Annotated in this window: 13 protein-coding genes; 3 read left to right on the forward strand and 10 right to left on the reverse strand. The window is 46.9% G+C overall.

Annotated features, from left to right (window positions below):
* Positions 1–4: 4 nt before the first annotated feature.
* Positions 5–1366 (reverse strand): G5 domain-containing protein, encoded by a 1362-nt coding sequence (locus AC3IRK_RS11170; RefSeq protein ID WP_489169970.1) that lies wholly within the window; start codon positions 1364–1366, stop codon positions 5–7.
* A gap of 175 nt (positions 1367–1541) precedes the next feature.
* On the opposite strand from AC3IRK_RS11170, the gene AC3IRK_RS11175 reads away from it, so the two are divergent.
* The 3 genes from AC3IRK_RS11175 to AC3IRK_RS11185 are packed head-to-tail and all read left to right on the forward strand — an operon-like array spanning position 1542 to position 4220.
* Positions 1542–2066, forward strand: a complete 525-nt coding sequence (locus tag AC3IRK_RS11175; protein ID WP_131502739.1) for a type IV pilus modification PilV family protein — start codon at positions 1542–1544, stop codon at positions 2064–2066.
* Positions 2029–2634, forward strand: coding sequence for a PulJ/GspJ family protein (locus AC3IRK_RS11180; RefSeq protein ID WP_131502740.1), 606 nt, complete (start codon positions 2029–2031; stop codon positions 2632–2634). The genes AC3IRK_RS11175 and AC3IRK_RS11180 overlap by 38 nt, the downstream gene beginning before the upstream one ends.
* A 17-nt stretch (positions 2635–2651) precedes the next feature.
* On the forward strand, positions 2652–4220 hold the full coding sequence (locus AC3IRK_RS11185; protein ID WP_489169971.1) for a type II secretion system protein: 1569 nt from the start codon (positions 2652–2654) through the stop codon (positions 4218–4220).
* A gap of 46 nt (positions 4221–4266) precedes the next feature.
* Here AC3IRK_RS11185 and AC3IRK_RS11190 read toward each other — a convergent pair whose 3' ends face one another.
* From AC3IRK_RS11190 to hemA, 9 genes are all read right to left on the reverse strand, one after another.
* Positions 4267–4956, reverse strand: coding sequence for an ankyrin repeat domain-containing protein (locus AC3IRK_RS11190; protein WP_131502742.1), 690 nt, complete (start codon positions 4954–4956; stop codon positions 4267–4269).
* 15 nt (positions 4957–4971) lie between these two features.
* Positions 4972–8553, reverse strand: coding sequence for a GEVED domain-containing protein (locus AC3IRK_RS11195; protein ID WP_489169972.1), 3582 nt, complete (start codon positions 8551–8553; stop codon positions 4972–4974).
* Between the two features lie 72 nt (positions 8554–8625).
* Positions 8626–9876, reverse strand: a complete 1251-nt coding sequence (locus tag AC3IRK_RS11200) for a bifunctional folylpolyglutamate synthase/dihydrofolate synthase (RefSeq protein WP_214852852.1) — start codon at positions 9874–9876, stop codon at positions 8626–8628.
* A gap of 56 nt (positions 9877–9932) precedes the next feature.
* Complete coding sequence (locus AC3IRK_RS11205) at positions 9933–12569, reverse strand: valine--tRNA ligase (protein WP_489169973.1); 2637 nt, start codon at positions 12567–12569, stop codon at positions 9933–9935.
* A gap of 333 nt (positions 12570–12902) precedes the next feature.
* Positions 12903–14213: a glutamate-1-semialdehyde 2,1-aminomutase gene (gene hemL, locus AC3IRK_RS11210; protein ID WP_114595308.1), complete on the reverse strand. Its 1311-nt coding sequence runs from the start codon at positions 14211–14213 to the stop codon at positions 12903–12905.
* Positions 14210–15199, reverse strand: a complete 990-nt coding sequence (gene hemB / locus AC3IRK_RS11215; RefSeq protein ID WP_188004570.1) for a porphobilinogen synthase — start codon at positions 15197–15199, stop codon at positions 14210–14212. Before hemB ends, hemL begins: the two co-directional genes overlap by 4 nt.
* Positions 15196–15906 (reverse strand): uroporphyrinogen-III synthase, encoded by a 711-nt coding sequence (locus tag AC3IRK_RS11220; protein ID WP_255508350.1) that lies wholly within the window; start codon positions 15904–15906, stop codon positions 15196–15198. Before AC3IRK_RS11220 ends, hemB begins: the two co-directional genes overlap by 4 nt.
* Positions 15872–16798 (reverse strand): hydroxymethylbilane synthase, encoded by a 927-nt coding sequence (gene hemC / locus AC3IRK_RS11225; protein WP_489169974.1) that lies wholly within the window; start codon positions 16796–16798, stop codon positions 15872–15874. Before hemC ends, AC3IRK_RS11220 begins: the two co-directional genes overlap by 35 nt.
* A gap of 82 nt (positions 16799–16880) precedes the next feature.
* Complete coding sequence (hemA, locus tag AC3IRK_RS11230) at positions 16881–18221, reverse strand: glutamyl-tRNA reductase (RefSeq protein ID WP_026827794.1); 1341 nt, start codon at positions 18219–18221, stop codon at positions 16881–16883.
* Positions 18222–18422 lie beyond the last annotated feature (201 nt).

The raw sequence follows: 18422 nt of genomic DNA on the forward strand, positions 1-18422 counted from the left end.
AAGATCAGCCAACAGCGCCTTCCGTCGAATCATCTTCGACCGGAGATGCCGGGTCTCCTGTCGTTGGCGTATCCGGAGTGTCCGGTACCGTCGGTTGATCCGGTGTTACAGGTTCTTCTGGTGTCGTCGTTCCGTCTGTTGTTCCATCCGTTGAGTCAGTTGTTGAGTTATCTGTCGAGTCATTGGTTGTTTCATCATTCATTGTATCGTCCGTCGAGTCGGTTGACGGTTCTTCTGCCGGTGGTGTGACGACAGGCGGTAACTCTTCTTGACTGCTCTTCGTCACAATGGCTGGTGTCGCCGCATAAAAATCAAGGGCCAGTAGTCGTTTGACTTCTCCTTGATTGGATTTCGTGACACGATACAATTCAATCGACTTTCCTTCAATCCCCGACTGCGTATCACTGCTTGTTCCTGCAGACAGCGTCGCAGAATACCGTGTAATCGTCCGGTACGGAATTGTTTTTTCCGCTTCGAGTACGGCCGTGACCGTTTCTTTGAACGGTGTCCCGCGTAATTCCAGCGTGACATCACTCCCGTTCTTCGTCGCGACGACTTGGTAATTAACCGCTTGAGTGTTTCGAACGGCAAAATCAGTTTTCTCATCAATCTTGACATCATAACCCAGTGTGATGTCGTCCGGTAATTCCTTATGCGGCATCCGTTCGACAATCTCAAACGGTGTTTTCGCGAATAGTTCATACAATTTACTGCCAATAAAGGAGGCAGCCACTGGATCCATGCCGTACGTCTTAACATTCATCAATTGGCCGGCTTTGATGTCGACTTGAGCCATTCCGTCAATCATCTGTTCTTCTGCTGCAGAACGTGTCGTAAACGTGACACTCGAGACGACTTCTCCTGCCGGATCAATCGCTGCTGCTGTTTCAGCCGGGTCAAAGTTTCCTTCTTCCAGCTTTTGACTTGTTTTAATCAACCAGGTGTTAAACGTCTTCACCTGTTCTTCTGTATATGTAATCGGTTGTGAGGCAAGATAGGCTTCCATTGCAGTTTGATTGACAGTTACCTTTAAAGATCCGCCTTTTTTCAAAGAAGCTTGTTTGATGGATTCTTCGACCTTAAATGTCACCAGTTCGGTCGGAATCGGTAATGTCTCTTCTCCTGTTCCAACGGTCAATGGTGTTTTTTTAGACCAGGACGTGACGGCTTCCTGCACTTTCGGTTTTGCTTCTTTTCGTGTCAGTCCGCTGACTGGAACGGAACCGATTCGGGCGGTATCAGAAAATTTTTCGATGACTGTTGCTTTGCCTGTAAAAGAAATCAAGGCAAATGAAGGAACATAGATTAGAGCAATTAACGCGACTAGCAGCAACGTATGGACAGCAAAACGTTTGAAATTTATCATCATCTGTTTCCTTTCCGTATGAAATAACCATTTCAGGTGTCTAGTATTTCCATTATAATGAATATTATGATGAAACATAAGTCCTACCTGACAAATACTTTCTCTACGTGTGAATACATACCTTTTTTTAATTTTCAGTCCAGAAATCCTATTGATTTAGACATGAGGTGAATCCGTGCCAAACAAGCAAGCTGGTTTTTCATTAATTGAAGTATTAGTCAGTATTACGATTTTATCGATTATTTCTGTATCGTTAATCAGTATCTTTTCCCAGTCCCTCGCAGCTTCAAGGGACAGTACCGAATTGACGTTTGCCAATTATTTAGCAAAGAATGCCGCCTCCTATATCGAGCGGGAAGCTATCGAGACAGAATCCGGTCCCTTTGTTTTTGAAGATTTGAAGGAACAAGCACAACAAACGATTTATCAGAATGGTTCTTTTGAAATACCGACGCCGAACACGCCGTCATGTGGTGTATCGGCTATTTGTGACTCAATCTTCAACGATGCTGAAATAAATAATCTACCGTTTGATGTAAAGTTCAGTGTCACGCCCCGTAAGATTAACGGTGAAAACGATCCAAATCTGCTTGATTTGTATATTTATGTCTATCCGGATGGACAACCGGAGCCGATTACGTCTTTGAAAGGATCGATCACCAATGCGACGCTTAATCAAAGTTTTCCCTCAACGAAATGATGGCTTTTCGCTTGTCGAGTTGCTTGTCGCCATCGTCATCGCTGCTATTTTCAGTGCCGTCATTTTGACAGTATTCATCTCCGGTACAAAAAGTTTTCAAGCGACCGGTATCATCAGTGAATTGCGGAGCGAAGCAGACAGTTCGGTTGGTTTGATATTAAATGAAATCACAGGGTTTGATGCCATTCGAATCGACCAAGCAAACGAACTCGCATTCTACAAAAAAACGTTACCCAGTCTCAGTCAAGCAACCGGCTTACTTGAACGGTCGGCTGGTTTCGTCCCGTATAACGCGAATCAAGAAGATGTGGTCGAGCCCGTTACGTATAGATTCGACGATAAACAGACAGAACAAACGACCTTGATTTATAAGAGTCCGCTCGAAAACATCAATGAGCAGACGAGCATGCAAAAAACGTTTACCCTGTCCCGTCCGGAAACGGTCACGATTACGACAGGTGATTACCCCGGTGTCTATGTGGTCCACGGTATCTTAACGATCACCTTAACGATTCAGTCCGTCGATCAAGAAGAAACACAAACCCTCACAAGCACGATTGGCTTTTAAGAGAGAAAGGATGACCCATGCGAAAATCCGAAGAAGGTTATACTTTATTATTTGTATTAGTAACATTAACGGTGCTATCCGTTTTGGCTGTCGCGACGATTGGCATCAGTCTCCAATCCACACGACTGACAGAAATTCGTGGGACGAATATCGAAGTAGAATCAGCGACACAAAATGAATTGAAACAAGCGATTGCTGCTTTACAGCAAATCGTCGCGACGACAGCCGGAACCAGTCCGACGAGTTCGTCGAAGGAGTTATTTAATGACCCGACCAATCAAATCATTTTAAAGCTTGCGACTGCAGCACCGAACGTCAAAGTGACATTAAATGAAGCCGCATCAAATGTCCGCGTCAAAGCCTTCGATTTGACGGCACAGGTTGAAGAAACAAAAGGCGATCAGCCGACGGTCCGGAAAAAGTATGCGCAACGTGTCTATTTGTCCGCTATTCCAAGTTTCTTATATTACATTCTAGGCTCTGATAATCAAGTCATTTTAAACGGTGCCCCGCGGATTCAAGGAAATGTCTTCTCCCGGCAACCGTTACAAGTATCCGCGTCACCAAACTTCATCTACAATGGCGCAACCGGCTCCTACACGGATAAAACAGCCCGTGCCTATATTGATGGTCAAGTCAAAGTCTTCCAGCCAAAGGATCAGCCTTTATTGAGCTGTCGTGACTTCTTATCTTGTGATACGAGTGTATTCGATCCGACCGTCAAGACAGACCTGATCGCAACGAAAGAAGCACTGGTGCCTTTCGATTTTGAATTTGCCTTGAATGATTTTTTAAATATTCCAAGTACAACACCACTTGCGACATTGCCCGGATATTTGCGGACTCAACCTATTAAACAAGCTGTCTTAACGGGACCTTTTTTGAATGAACTCAGTACAGACAAACAGTTGATTCGTCCGGCACCAACAGAAAACAATACAGTGACAATCACTGATGATATCGTTAAAGCCTCCATGGAACCCCTCATCATTGATGGAAACTTAACCATTTCCTCTTTAAATCCGGTGAATCAACCACTTGAAATCAAACGCCCGATGATTGTTCTCGGTAATCTATTGATTCGAGGAAATGTCAGCTTTGCGACGACGATATTTTCGACGGGCTCGAGTCGACTCGATGATGCAAATATCCAAGGAATCGCCAGTTCGTCGAATCAAAATACGTTGATTCTTCTCAGTAAAGGAAGCCTGACGATTAATCGTGTGAATAAGTTTTCAACACCACAAACAACCAAACCTGATATGAGTGCTTTTTTATACAGTGATGATCCTGCCTTGAATCGAATTTATTCGGTCGGTTCTACGATGAACCTGCAAGGCGGAATCTTTACGAAAGGTATTCTCGAAGTCAATGCCTACCGTGGAACGCTGGATTTACCGGAAAACAGCTTCCCGCAAGATGTAACAGCACTCGAGACCTTTATGAAAGCCAAGCAATCCGCGGACGCTGAAAAATCCCGCCTTCGTCTGACCTATGACGCCAGTGTTCTTCAAAACCCGACGGCAATGCTTCCGCTCAGCCGAGCCGTTCAATTATATGTTGAAACACCTAAACGCCTTCCATGACATACAAAAACACGGCATCCTTTTTATGAGGATGTCGTGTTTTTTGTTACTTAAATGATTCTGCCCCGTAGTTGTTTGCTATTTTTTTAACTTGTTTCGTGTTTGCTGAGGCCCCACTCGTTTTTAACAATTGGTATAAGTCGGTCCGATTTTGTTTAACGGTCTCATAAATCGGTGGATCTGTTCCTTTGTCTGGAACAGCGCCTGCTGCGAGTAGCAACTCCATCGCTTCTTGATTTTGATCGACTGTCGCATAATAAAGCGGTGTATGACCAAATCGATCCAATTGATTCAGCTGACTTTTTGAAGCTTGTTTGACGAGTAAATCATAAGCATCAACAGAACGATTGATACTTGTTGCGACATGCAAAACATTTTGTTTGTTCTTATTTACTTGTTTCATCGAAGCGCCCGCCGCTAACCATTGTTTGACGATATCGGTCGGGGCAAACTGAGCGACATAAAACCAATTTTGTTGATTTTTGGCACTTGTCCGGTCTAACAAAACAAGTGCTTTTTCATACTCAAGCGTTTCTTGAAATTTCCGAATGTATCGGTTTCGTTCTTTTGTTGATAAATCAACCGTCGCTACAGCCTGTTGCAACTTAGTGGCATCACTCGCCTTTAGGCTCTCTTCAAACGTTTGTTGATTTCGATAATCAATTAACAGATAGGTCGTTCCTCCAATTCCAACTAAGAACAGGAGAACGACGAGCATGATTTTTTTTCGTGTCACGTCGCTTGCTCCTCTTTAATACACATCCGTATCACTTTCTCCTGTTGATCCGTCAGATGAAATCGTGACTTTAAAGGTTGTCGTCAACGGTTGCTTCTCTTTTTCCCCGTCTTTCAATACTTCAAAAACACTCTTGTCTTCTTTTAAGGCAGTCACTTTGATTCGGGCAACACCCGGACGAAGAGCCTTTAGCGTCTGAGCAGTCGCATCCGTCTTGACGTATTCTTTTCCTTGCATGACTTCGAGACGATAGAAACGTTCTGTCGTCGTAACGGGCAACCAATTGAGAAGAGGGCGTTTTTGATCATCTTGTAACGTCATCGTCAAATCATTTGCCGTCAACGTCAATGGATTTTCACGCACATTGATTTTTGTTACAGCACGGGTATCCGGGAAGTCACTTAGTTGTAATACCGCATCGACTGGACCGTTTGGAGTCCCGGTCAATCCTTTGACGGTATATCCGGTACCGGTTGCAGTCAATTCAATGGCATCACTGATTTTAGAAAGAACAAACGGTAAGCGGATATCCGGCGAAAACGTTGCGGTCATATTTTGAGTCGTTCCCGCCCATAGTTCCAAGTTGCTTGGATTCACAGTTAGTTCCGGAACCTTGACTTCAATCGTATAAACTTGTGATTGCGCCAAGTAGGTCGTTGCGCCTGCTGTAGCTGGTACGACCGCCTGCACAGTCAGCATACCGGGTTTGACACCCGTTAAAGTCAACGTATCCGTTTCTTTTCCTTTCGATTCAACCGATCCAGGATTCGTCACTATCCATTTAATCGGTGCATCCGTTCCAGATAACATGATGGCATCCCCGGTCATTGCCTTCGTTTGTCCCACGTACAACACATTCGGAACGTCACGGACAATCAGTCCGCCAAATACATCATTGATGGTCAATTTAGAGGTTGCGACCAATTCTTTGCCATTTGCAACAGGGACAATCAATTTAATATCCGTCGTGCCGATTTTTTTCGGCACAATGATTCCCTCTTGGTTGATGGTTGCAATGTCCGTGTCTGCAATCGACCACTTCAACGTTCCGTATTGACTGCCTACCGGACTGATTTCCGGCAAAACTTTATAAGACGGTGTATTGAGATCGATTCGGACTGACGGAATCTTCACTTCTGTTGCAAAAGGTTTTGATAAAGCATACCCTATCGTCGGGAAAGCTTGTGTATCATTGGACACCGATGACGATTTGTCTTTTCCATTCTTTTTATCGCGATAAATCGTTTTGGTCGAACTGACTGTATTGTCTTTTTTATCAAATAAATGAGTACCAGCGCTGTCTTTCGCCCGAACTTTCACTGTAAAGGTGAGTTCAGACGGCTGTGCAATCCATAAGCCTTTATGGACACCTTCGATTGCTTCATCATATTCAATATCCGGAATATCTCCAGTCAATTTTTGATCCACAATTTTAACGTTACCGAGTCCGGTCGCTGAAATGACATCAACATTTGTCGGGAAATTTTCACTAAAAAGGATGTTCTCCATCGTGACAGAGAATTGCCCCATGATATACCCATTATTTCCAATCGCATCTTTTTGGAGCATTGGACTTGTTTTGACAGTGTAGGTGATGTCAGCTGTTTCACCTTGCGGGATTGTAGCCGGATCGATGGAACGTGATAAGATGAACGGCGATGAAGCAGAGGGCTGAACGATTTGAATCGTTCGTGTTTCAACCGTCTTCGCTCCACGCTGGTCCTCGGCTTCAATCCGAATCACGGCTGACGTTTTCCCCGCCAATTTACCGTTAAACGTCTGACTGACAAAGGAATTATTTTTCAATTTATCGTTCTCAAATACCTTTTCGTTATCGATATAAATACGTGTTTTTAATTGGCGATCCCGTAAATCATAATCATTCACTTTATACGAAATTGTAAGTGGCTCATTACTTAAATAACCGGCTTGATTATCCGGCAAGATATTTTTAATGAGCGGCTTATGGTTTGCTCCAATAAAAGCGCGGTACATTGTATTTGAAAACAGTTCTTTTTCTTGCTGTTGACTGAATGTCGAAGTATGTCCAGCACCCGAATAGGTGATATTTCCTTTTGTATACATATAATAATGATTTCTTGCGTCGCCAACTGTTCGACCGGTATCTTGGTTCGAGGCGGCAACACTATTTTCGCGAATGTTATACCATGGAATTAAATCAGGTTGTTCCAAGTCCAGTCCAAAGTATTGGTTGTGGGTCGTTGCAATTAAGACATTACTTCCTAAGGTGAAGGGGTAAGTTGTCATGACGCCATCGTTTTGCTTAACTGCTTGTCCCGATGTACGCGGCGCCGCATAGCCCATATTCGTAAAATTCTTTTGTCCTGCTAAATCAGCAAACTTCTTTTCCCAGAACAGCTCGGGAATCGCTGATTGATTCGGACGGAAAATCGTGTCGTGAGACAACATCAATCCTTGGCCCGTGTTCGTAAACCCAAGGATCGCGTTCGATGCAGCGTCACTCAAAGATGCGGCACCATAAGAATCTTGAAAACCAAAAATCAACATATCGTAAGCCGTATTTAAATTCTTAGTCGAATACGTTTGATTAAATGTGTCTGCAGTAATGACTTCGACATTAAAGTCATAAAATCCATCCTGCTTCAGTAACGTTCCAGTATTCATAAATCCATTGATGGATCCGGTCGTTCCTGTCCGTGTCACTTGAAGAATTTTCGCTTCCGCGACCTGATCCTTCATTAAAAAACTGCCGGTTTTATAATCCGTCAAACCGTCACTACTAGAAACGCGAATCATCCAGTTCCGTGGACCGGTATAACTTGGTGCATCGAAGTTATAGCTTAGCGTGCCTGTCTTACCGGCCGGCTTCTCATCGACTTTTTCCGACTCTTCAAATTGATCGTTGCTGTCAAAATCAATGTACAGTTGAACAAGTTGATTTGTATTTTCGATACTTGTCGTATACGTAAAATCGATCGGAACGTTCGGAACAGCTGTTGTTCCTTTATCGACTCCCGTCAAAGCCGTTCCTTGTTGTCGAACGGAAACGCCTTCTAATCGAGGGCGAATGATTTTAGATGCCTTCAATCTCGTGATAACGCTTGAAAGATCTGTATACGTTGGAACACCTTTAAAAACCGATGTAAAGTTACTTGATGAGTGCGTCAGAACATCTTGATGTAAGAAGACCGGTAATCCCTTTTTAATGTATGCAGTGTTGATTTCATTTGCCTTTAATTTCGTAATATCATTTTCAATTTTACTTGTATTATGCTGTTTTGATGTATCGGAAATCTTGACCGAATAACGGTCTAGTCCTGTAAACACAGACGGATCAAAAACAATCGCATCAAATGCCCCGTCGAGTGGAAAACGCGATGCATTTAATTCTTTGACTGTCATCATCTTGATCTCGAACTGATTTTTATCAAGACCCGTCAACATCGAATTCACAACTGTACTAGGATCAATCCGGTTCGTCGTCGACCAGTCATCCCGCACTTCCAGAATTCTGAACTTTTCTCCGGTTGCTGCCTTTGTATATGGTGGTTGTATATACGTAATACTAGTAAATATCAATAAGCTGACTAAAAACAGACGTACCCAACGTTTCATCTCCATCGTCTCCTCGTCTTAAGATCATGCAATCTAGGACTATATTACCCCACCATTAGTATACAAGGACTTTCAGCGTTTCCCCTTTTTTGTAAAAGACTGCGCCTTTAGTAATGTGCGAACCGTGCTGATGAAATAGAGCGATCCCGTGACGATGAGCGTCTTTTCCGTCGTATCCACTTCCTTGAAAAAACGGTTGAGTTCCATCGCATTCGCTCCGTCCATCTTCAATTCTTCAAGCGACCGCGCCCGTGGAAAATCAAACGTCGTTTCGTAGATATTCGGCGTCACTTCCTGCAACTGCCTGAGCATTGCTTCGCGGTCCTTGTCCCGTAAAATCGAACACAGGACGAGAACCGGTTTTGACTCTTCCTTCAGTCGTTCAACCAGTGCCGTCACCCCTTCCGGATTATGGGCACCGTCCAAAATAATCCGCGGCTTGCGGGAGATGATCTCAAACCGTCCCGGATGCGTCGCATTCCGCAGTCCGCGCCGGATAGAGGTCTTCGACCAGCCGAGTTGTTTCGCACAGACGACAGCGTTCGCCGCATTGTGGACTTGATGAATCCCTTCCAGCCCTAGACGTGTCTCGGGAATCCCTTCATAGGTCGCCCATGTGCCGGTCTCACTCAGCCGGTAATGCCGGATGACTTCCTGACTCCAGGACAGGCTCGCCTGCCGATCGCCACAATAGGCCATCAACGGAACCGTTAATTCTTCCTGCAGTTTTCCCGCAATGACTCGTGTACCTTGTTTAATGATCCCGAACTTCTGTAAAGCAATCTCTTGGAGCGTATCTCCGAGAATCGCCTGATGATCGTGACCGATCGAAGTAATAATTGCGGCTTTTGGTTGCTTCAGGACATTCGTCGAATCATACAGACCGCCCAGTCCGACTTCATAAATAACGAAATCAGGACGAATCTGATGAAAATGATAAAAGGCGAGTGCTGTCAGAGCTTCAAATTCCGTCACTGCCCCGATTACCGGTTCTAATTTCAGGATTGCAGCTTGAACCATATTAGCCGCCTCAACCAGATCCGCTTCACTGATCGGTACACCGTTCAACATGATTCGTTCCTCAAACTGAATGATATACGGTGACGTAAAGGTTCCGATTTGCAATCCTTCCGCTACACCCATCTCCCGCAAAAAAGCGACCGTTGATCCTTTGCCGTTTGTTCCCGCAACATGAATCGTCGGAATCGTATCCGGATCAATTGCAAGTTCCGCCAGTATCGCGTTCATCCGGCTCAACCCTGGTTTGATGCCAAATGCCAGTAACGCCGATAACCATTCGAGCACATCTTCTCGTGTTCTCACGCTTGGTTCACTCCTTTAAAAAAAGTGACTCAAGAAAACTTGAGCCACTGTTAAGATTATTTTGCGAGTTCGCTGATCCGGACTTCGACTGCCGCCCGTTTCTCTTTATAGTCTTGTGCTTTTGCCTGTTCTTCTTCAATGACGTGTGCCGGAGCTTTCCCGACGAAGCCCGGGTTGTTGAGTTTCTTCTCGACCCGTTCGACTTCTTTTGTATATTTCACCAGTTCTTTATTCAGACGTGCGATTTCTTCTTCGATGTTGATCAAATCAGCTAGTGGAATGAACAATTCGGCTCCCGTCACGATGGCACTCATCGCTTTTTCCGGTGCTGGCATATTCCGTTCGACGAGCAATTCCGAGGCATTCGTGAACTTTTTCAAGTACGAGACGTTTGTCTCTAAATCGTGCTGGACTTGATCGTCACTTGTTGCAATCATCAACTGGATTTGTTTCGACATCGGTGCGTTGACTTCAGCACGGATGTTTCGGACTGAACGGATGACGTTCTGAACCGCCTCGAACGCCGGAACAGCTTTTGGGAAGTCCAGTGAATCGTTGCGTGTCGGCCAGGCAGCACGTGTGACCGTTTCGCCTTCGTGCGGCAAGTGTTGCCAAATCTCTTCCGTGATGAACGGCATGAACGGATGCATCAGACGCATGATTTGATCCAGCGTATACGCAAGAATCGAACGTGTCGTCAATTTAGCGGCTTCATCTTCACCGTTTAACGGCAATTTCGCCATCTCGATGTACCAGTTACAGAAATCTTCCCAGATGAAGTGATAGAGAACACGACCGGCTTCACCGAACTCATACTTGTCCGAAAGACGTGTTACATCATCAATCGTCGTGTTCAGACGCGTCAGGATCCATTGGTCGGCCAGTGATTTCTCACCTGACAGGTCAATCTGTTCATGTTTCAGTCCGTCCATGTTCATCAACGCAAAACGGCTTGCGTTCCATAATTTATTCGAGAAGTTCCACGTCGCTTCGATTTTCTCCCAGTAGAAACGTAAATCGTTTCCTGGTGTTGAACCGGTCGTTAAGAACCAACGCAGCGAATCGGCACCGTATTTCTCGATGACATCCATCGGATCAATTCCGTTACCGAGTGACTTCGACATTTTCCGTCCTTCCGAGTCGCGGATCAAACCGTGAATCAGTACATCGTTGAACGGACGTTCGCCTGTGAATTCATACGACTGGAAGATCATCCGTGAGACCCAGAAGGCGATGATATCGTAACCCGTCACGAGTGTTGACGTCGGGAAGTACTTCTGATAATCAACTGCCCCTTCATTTGGCCAACCCATCGTCGAGAACGGCCAGAGCGCTGAAGAGAACCAGGTGTCAAGCACATCATTGTCCTGTTCCCAGTTTTCGATGTCAGACGGTGCTTCTTTGCCCACGTAGACTTCACCCGTTTCTTTATGGTACCAGGCCGGAATCCGGTGACCCCACCAGAGCTGACGGCTGACACACCAGTCGCGGATGTTTTCCATCCAGCGGACGTATGTGTTTTCGAAACGTTGCGGAATGAAGTTGATTTTGTCTTCGCCTTGCTGCTCTTTCAATGCTTTTTCAGCGAGCGGCTCCATTTTAACGAACCATTGGAGCGACAAGTACGGCTCGACGATCGCGTCCGACCGTTCCGAGTGACCGACGGAATGCAGATGCGGTTCAACCTTGATCAGGACACCTGATTCTTTTAGATCTTCAACGATTTGCTTGCGGCATTCAAAACGATCCATGCCTTCGTATTTCCCGGCATTTTCATTCATCGTGCCGTCTTCGTTCATGACAAGGACACGTGGTAAATCATGTCGGTTTCCGACTTCAAAGTCGTTCGGATCGTGGGCCGGCGTGATTTTAACGACACCTGTTCCAAATTCCATGTCGACGTACTCATCGGCAACAATCGGGATTTCCCGGCCGACGATTGGCAACGTGATCGTTTTTCCGACGAGGTGCGCATAACGCTCATCTTTCGGATTGACGGCAATCGCCGTATCGCCGAGCATCGTTTCCGGACGTGTCGTCGCCAGTTCGACGTGACCGCTTCCGTCCGTCAACGGATAACTGAAGTGATAGAAAGCTCCTTCGATGTCCTTATAGATGACTTCGATATCCGAGATGGCTGTTTTCGTCGCCGGATCCCAGTTAACGATGTATTCACCACGGTAGATCAAGCCTTTTTCATACAATTTAACGAACACTTCCTGAACTGCTTCCGACAAGCCTTCATCGAGTGTAAACCGTTCCCGTGAATAATCGAGTCCGAGTCCGAGTTTCGACCATTGTTCGCGGATCGTTGAAGCATACTCTTCTTTCCATGCCCATGATTGTTCCAGGAACTTCTCACGTCCCATTTCAAGACGTGACTTGCCTTCCGCCCGGAGTTTCTGTTCGACTTTTGCCTGCGTCGCGATTCCGGCGTGGTCCATTCCCGGCAGGTACAAGACGTCAAAACCTTGCATCCGTTTCATCCGTGTCAGCATGTCCTGAAGTGTTGTATCCCAGGCATGACCGAGGTGTAATTTCCCGGTGACGTTCGGGGGTGGGATGACGATCGTATACGGCGCTTTTTCCGGATCCTGATCGGCTTTGAAGTATTCCCCTTTCATCCAAAAGTCGTACCATTTTTCTTCTGTTGCCTGCGGATCATATTTGGTTGGCATTGATAATTCCTGCATCTGAATCGCTCCTTTAATCCATAATAAAAACGGCTTCTCTCGTCCTCATCTAAGGACGAAAGAAGCCGTTGCTCTTCCGCGGTACCACCTTAGTTCACTCTTTACAGAGTGCCCTCTAGCCCGCGTAACGTGCGGCAATCCGGATCTCGCTTGCTGTTGCTTACGAGACCAGCTCGTGGGGTGACCTTCATCAGGACGTCCTGTCACATCTCTCAGCCATGGATGTGTTCTCTCATAACAGTCCGTTGATTGACTACTCTTCCCGTCATCGCTGTTTTCCAAATTAATCTTTCTTCATTTTATCCGAGACGTCCGTAGCGCGTCAAGAACTGCTTAACGATTAAATTCGAGTTGCAATTCCTTGAATGTCAGTTCGACTGCTGCAATCGTCTGCTCGATGTCGTCGTCCGTATGAACGGTCGATAGGAAGAGTCCTTCAAATTGTGACGGTGGTAAGAAGATGCCGCGTGCTGCCATCTTTTGATAATACGAACGGAACATGTCGAGATTCGACGATTTTGCCTGCTCGAAATTCGTCACCGGCTGATCCGTGAAGAAGACACCGAACATGGCGCCCGCCCGGTTCGTTGTTAACGGAATATTGTATTTCGCTGCTGCTGCGAGATACCCTTCCGCCAGTCGACCGGCTTTCCGGTCAAACTCTTCGTAATGTTCCGGTTTCAGCTGCGTCAATGTCGCAAGACCGGCTGTCATCGCAAGCGGATTACCTGATAACGTCCCCGCTTGGTAAATCGGACCTTGCGGCGCAATTTGTTCCATGATATCGCGACGTCCACCGTAAGCACCGACCGGCATACCGCCGCCGATGACCTTACCGAGACACGTGATATCCGGCGTGACACCGAAGTATCCCTGCGCACAGTTGAAGCCGACACGGAAACCGGTCATGACTTCATCAAAAATCAAGAGTGTGCCATACTGTTCCGTGATTTCGCGAAGTCCTTCGAGGAATCCCGGTTGCGGTGGAACGAAGCCCATGTTTCCGGCTGCCGGTTCAACGATGACTCCTGCGATATCATCTCCGTGTTTTTCAAATGCAATCCGGACCGCATCCATATCATTGTATGGAACCGTCAATGTCATGCTGGCAATTTGTGCCGGTACGCCCGGTGAATCCGGGAGTCCGAGAGTCGCCACGCCTGATCCGGCTTTAATCAACAGCGAATCGCCGTGACCATGGTAACAGCCTTCGAATTTCAGGATTTTTGTTTTTCCGGTATAGCCGCGTGCGAGGCGAAGCGCAGCCATCGTTGCTTCCGTTCCCGAGTTGACCATCCGGACGACTTCAACCGACGGGACACGGCTGATGACGACTTCTGCCATCGCCGATTCGATTTCGGTCGGTGTTCCGTAGCTCCAACCGCGTGTCGCTTGTTCCTGAATCGCTGCTGTCACGATCGGATCCGCATGACCAAGAATCATCGGTCCCCAAGACAAGACATAGTCGATGTATTCTTTGCCATCGATGTCATATAACCGTGACCCTTGTGCCCGTTCTGCAAAAATCGGTGTCATTCCGACTGATTTATAGGCACGAACCGGGCTGTTGACGCCACCCGGCATGAGCGGCAAGGCGCGTTCAAACGCCGCTTTTGATTTTGAGTTCTGATTCGTTAAGCTCATTTTGACCCCTCCAAGTAACGACAAATGTCTTTCGCGAAATAGGTGATGATTAAATCGGCACCGGCCCGTTTAAATCCAAGCATTGTCTCCATGACGATTCGTTCTTCATCAATCCAGCCGTTTAATGCAGCGGCTTTGACCATCGCATATTCACCCGATACGTTGTATGCAACGATTGGCAGATCCACGCGTTCGCGGACGTCACGAATGATATCCATAAAAGCAAGGGCCGGTTTGACGATCATGAAGTCTGCACCTTGATCAACATCCGCTGTTGCTTCACGGAACGCTTCCCGACGGTTTGCAGGATCCATTTGATACCCTTTGCGGTCGCCTTCACCAGGAGCCGAGTTTGCCGCATCACGGAACGGTCCGTAATACGCGGAAGCATACTTGACGCCGTAACTCATGACCGGGATATGGCTGAAGCCGTTCTCATCCAGTCCTTGGCGGATCGCTGCCACGAACCCGTCCATCATCGAAGACGGTGCAATGATATCGGCACCGGCACGCGCTTGTGAGACCGCTGTTTGAACATGTAACGGAAGTGATGCATCATTATCGACGGTTCCGTCAGCAACGATGCCGCAGTGTCCTGTAGACGTGTATTCACATAAACACGTATCTGCGATGACCGTCAGTTGCGGTGCCACTTTTTTAACGAGTCGTGTCGCTTCTTGAACGATCCCGTGATCATGAAATGCCCCTGTTCCCTGCTCATCTTTTAAATGATCGTGCGGTACGCCGAACAGGATGACTGATTCAATACCAAGTGAAACGACTTCTTGGATTTCTGCTTCAAGATGATCGAGTGATAAGTTGAACACACCCGGCATCGAGCTGACTTCCCGTTTGATGTCGTCCCCTTCCGCGATAAATAGCGGATAAATCAAATCGGATTTGTGCAAATGATTTTCCCGGACGAGTGAGCGTAATGACGCTGTATTGCGTAAGCGGCGGTGGCGTGCGAATTCTAATGTATTCATAACAGTTCCTCCTCTAAAATACAGTCAATCAGCCCGTCGAGCGTATAGACAGCAGCGACCAGAAGCGGTGCCAAACCAGATCGTCGGGCGGCTTGCTCGGTGATTGGTCCGATCGTCACATAAGTCGCGGTCGTCCCCTTGCAAAATGGAGCAATCGCTTCGACAGCTGAAGGACTTTGTAATCCAATATACGTAGCACGTTGCAGCACATCAGGCGGAAGCCCCCGTAACTTCGTTTCGTACGTGATGACTTCCAACACTTCAGCCGCAACGGCGTTTCTTAATCGTTCGAGCGGTTCTTGACGTGACCGGTTCCCGCGGGCAAAACAAATCCGTTGACCGGTCTCGAGAAGCGGTCGTAATTCTTCGACGAGCACATCCCCAGTAAAAGCGGATGGCATGAAATCAGGTGTCCGTCCCTGCCGGATTAACGCCGCCGCCGTTTTCGACCCGACGACGGCAATCTTTGTGTCCTGCAAAGACGGAAGCTGTGACTGGATACGTTCGACGCCGGTCGGACTCGTGACAATCAGCCAATCTAATGCTGTTGGCAATTGAAAGGCGACAGGAATCGTTTCGATGACCGGGTGATGGACGACTTCAATCTGTTGTGCCGCTAAACGCGCCACTTGCTCTGCAGTCGGCCGCCGACTCCCCGTCAAGACCAGTTGTTTATAAATCATCCGGTAAAGATGCGAGAATTTCACGGCCACCCGCATCGAGAAGACGCGTCGCAACCGTTTGACCGAGTTGCATCGGATCAAGTGATGTTTCCCGTTCAAGCAAGATTTGTTGTCCGTCCACTGAACCGAGGAATCCGACGAGTGTCGTCGACAAATCTTCGTTGATTGTCGCAAATCCACCGACAGGTACATGACAGCTTCCTTCGATTGCCGCTAAGAAAGAACGTTCGGCGAAGGCTACTTTTTCTGTCATCTGATCGTGGATCAAATTCAACAAGTCGCGCACTTCTTGATCGTTCGCTCGGCATTCGATTGCCAAAATTCCTTGTCCGACTGCGGGAATCATATCATCCGTTGAAATGTATTCCGAAACGATTTCATCCGACCAGCCCATCCGCTGAAGACCGGCAGCAGCAAGCAGAATGCCGTCAAACGGACCTGTTTTCAGCTTTTCAAGACGTGTATCGATGTTCCCACGAATCGATTCGATTTTTAAATCCGGACGCAATTTGAGTAATTGGGAACCACGGCGTAAGCTGCTTGTTCCAACGATTGCGCCGTCCGGAAGCGAGTCCAGTCCGCCGCCTGTTGTCGTAATCAAGGCATCACGCGCATCGACTCGTGCAGGTGTCGCGCCGATGATGAGCCCTGTCGGCAACTCAGACGGGAGATCTTTCATGCTATGCACTGCAAAATCAATGTCTTCGTCAATCATCTGTTGTTCGATTTCTTTGACGAACAATCCTTTACCGCCGACTTTAGATAGTGTCACGTCAAGGATGCGGTCACCCTTCGTGATGATATTCTTGATTTCGAATTCGTATGGTGCACCTGCTTGTTTCAATTGTTCGATGACCCACTTCGTTTGTGTCATCGCAAGTTTTGAACTACGTGAACCTACTATGATTTTTCGCATGCTGAAATCCCCCTGTACAATAATAAAGGGGCGGCACAAGTCCGCCCCATGCTTTTCTATTGTAACACAATTCGGTCTATGTTCATCGATTCACAGCTTTCCGTTCAGCTGTTGTTTCTTCCTGTAATACCATTTCCTCAGCGGCACTGTCAAACAGTTCTTCGTCTAATGCAAACGTATCCATGAACTGCGCAATCCGTTGATCGGCATCCGGTTTTGCGGCTGCATCTTTGATATAGGATAATGGCTCGCGCAGCAATTGATTGATGATGGATTTCATGTGTTTTCCGATCACGGTTTTTTCCCGATTTGTCATGTTCGGCAACTTCCGCTCCAGGCTTTGCATTGTCTCTTGCTGGATTTTAAGCGACTGGTCACGGAGTTCCGTAATGATCGGAACGACACCAAGTGTCGTCATCCACCCTTCGAACTCGGCAATCGCAGCTTCAATCCGGCGTTCGATTTTTGCTGCTTCTTTCATTCGTTCTGCCATGTTTTGCTGGACGATCGACGTCAAATCATCGACATCGTATAAATGAACACCCGGCAAGTCACCTGCCGTCGGTTCGATATCACGCGGAACCGCGATATCAATCAACAGGAAGGGACGATCACTTCGGAACAATTGTGCTGCAGCAATGTCTTCACGTTTGATGATTGCCCGTTTTGCTCCGGTTGAAGAAATAACGATGTCAGCCCGAAGCAGACCGCATTGCATTTCATTGATCGAATGTGCGGATCCTTCGAAACGATTCGCCACTTCTTCGGCTTTGGCCAGCGTCCGGTTAAAGACGGTGATATCACGGGCACCCGCTTCATACAGGTTAAGTGTCGTCAATTCGCCTGTTTCTCCGGCACCGATGACCACGATGGATTTATCTTCAAGCGATCCAAGTAACTGTTCTGCGAGCGTGACGGCAGCTGCACTGACCGACACCGCATTTTCACCGATTCCCGTTTCAGCATGCGCGCGTTTCGCAAGCGTGACCGCTTCTTTAAACAATTTATTGAAAACCGTTCCTGTCGTCTCGAGTTTTTGTGCCGTGAAGAAACTGGTCTTCACTTGCCCGAGAATCTGTGTTTCGCCGACAATCATCGAATCGAGCCCGCTCGTCACCCGGAAAAGATGCTTCATCGCGTCAAATCCCTCGTGAATGAACAAATACGGCTCTAATTCTTCCATCGTCAACCCAAACCAGTTCGCCAGAAAACGTTTTGTATAATAACGCCCTGTATGCGGCTGATCCGTAACAACATATAATTCCGTCCGGTTGCATGTCGAAACGATGACGCTCTCGAAAATACTTTTTTCGTCACGTAGCGCAACGACCGCTCCCTTCATCTCATGTTCCCCAAATGAGACTTGTTCGCGGATTGATACAGGCGCCGTCTTATTATTTAAACCGACAACTACGATATGCATGCGCTCTACCCCTTACGTCCAAAGATTTCATTCTCATCTATCTTTCGTTCTCTACTCTACATTATAACCATTATAAAAAAGATTCCAATCAATTTATAAACTAAAATGAGTCGAAGTTGTGAAACTTATCTTCTTACCATATCCCTCTCAGCAACAAAGTACAAACCCTCTGCTTTCATCATAAGCAGAGGGTTGTGGATT

Source organism: Exiguobacterium sp. GL_137 (assembly GCF_057834585.1).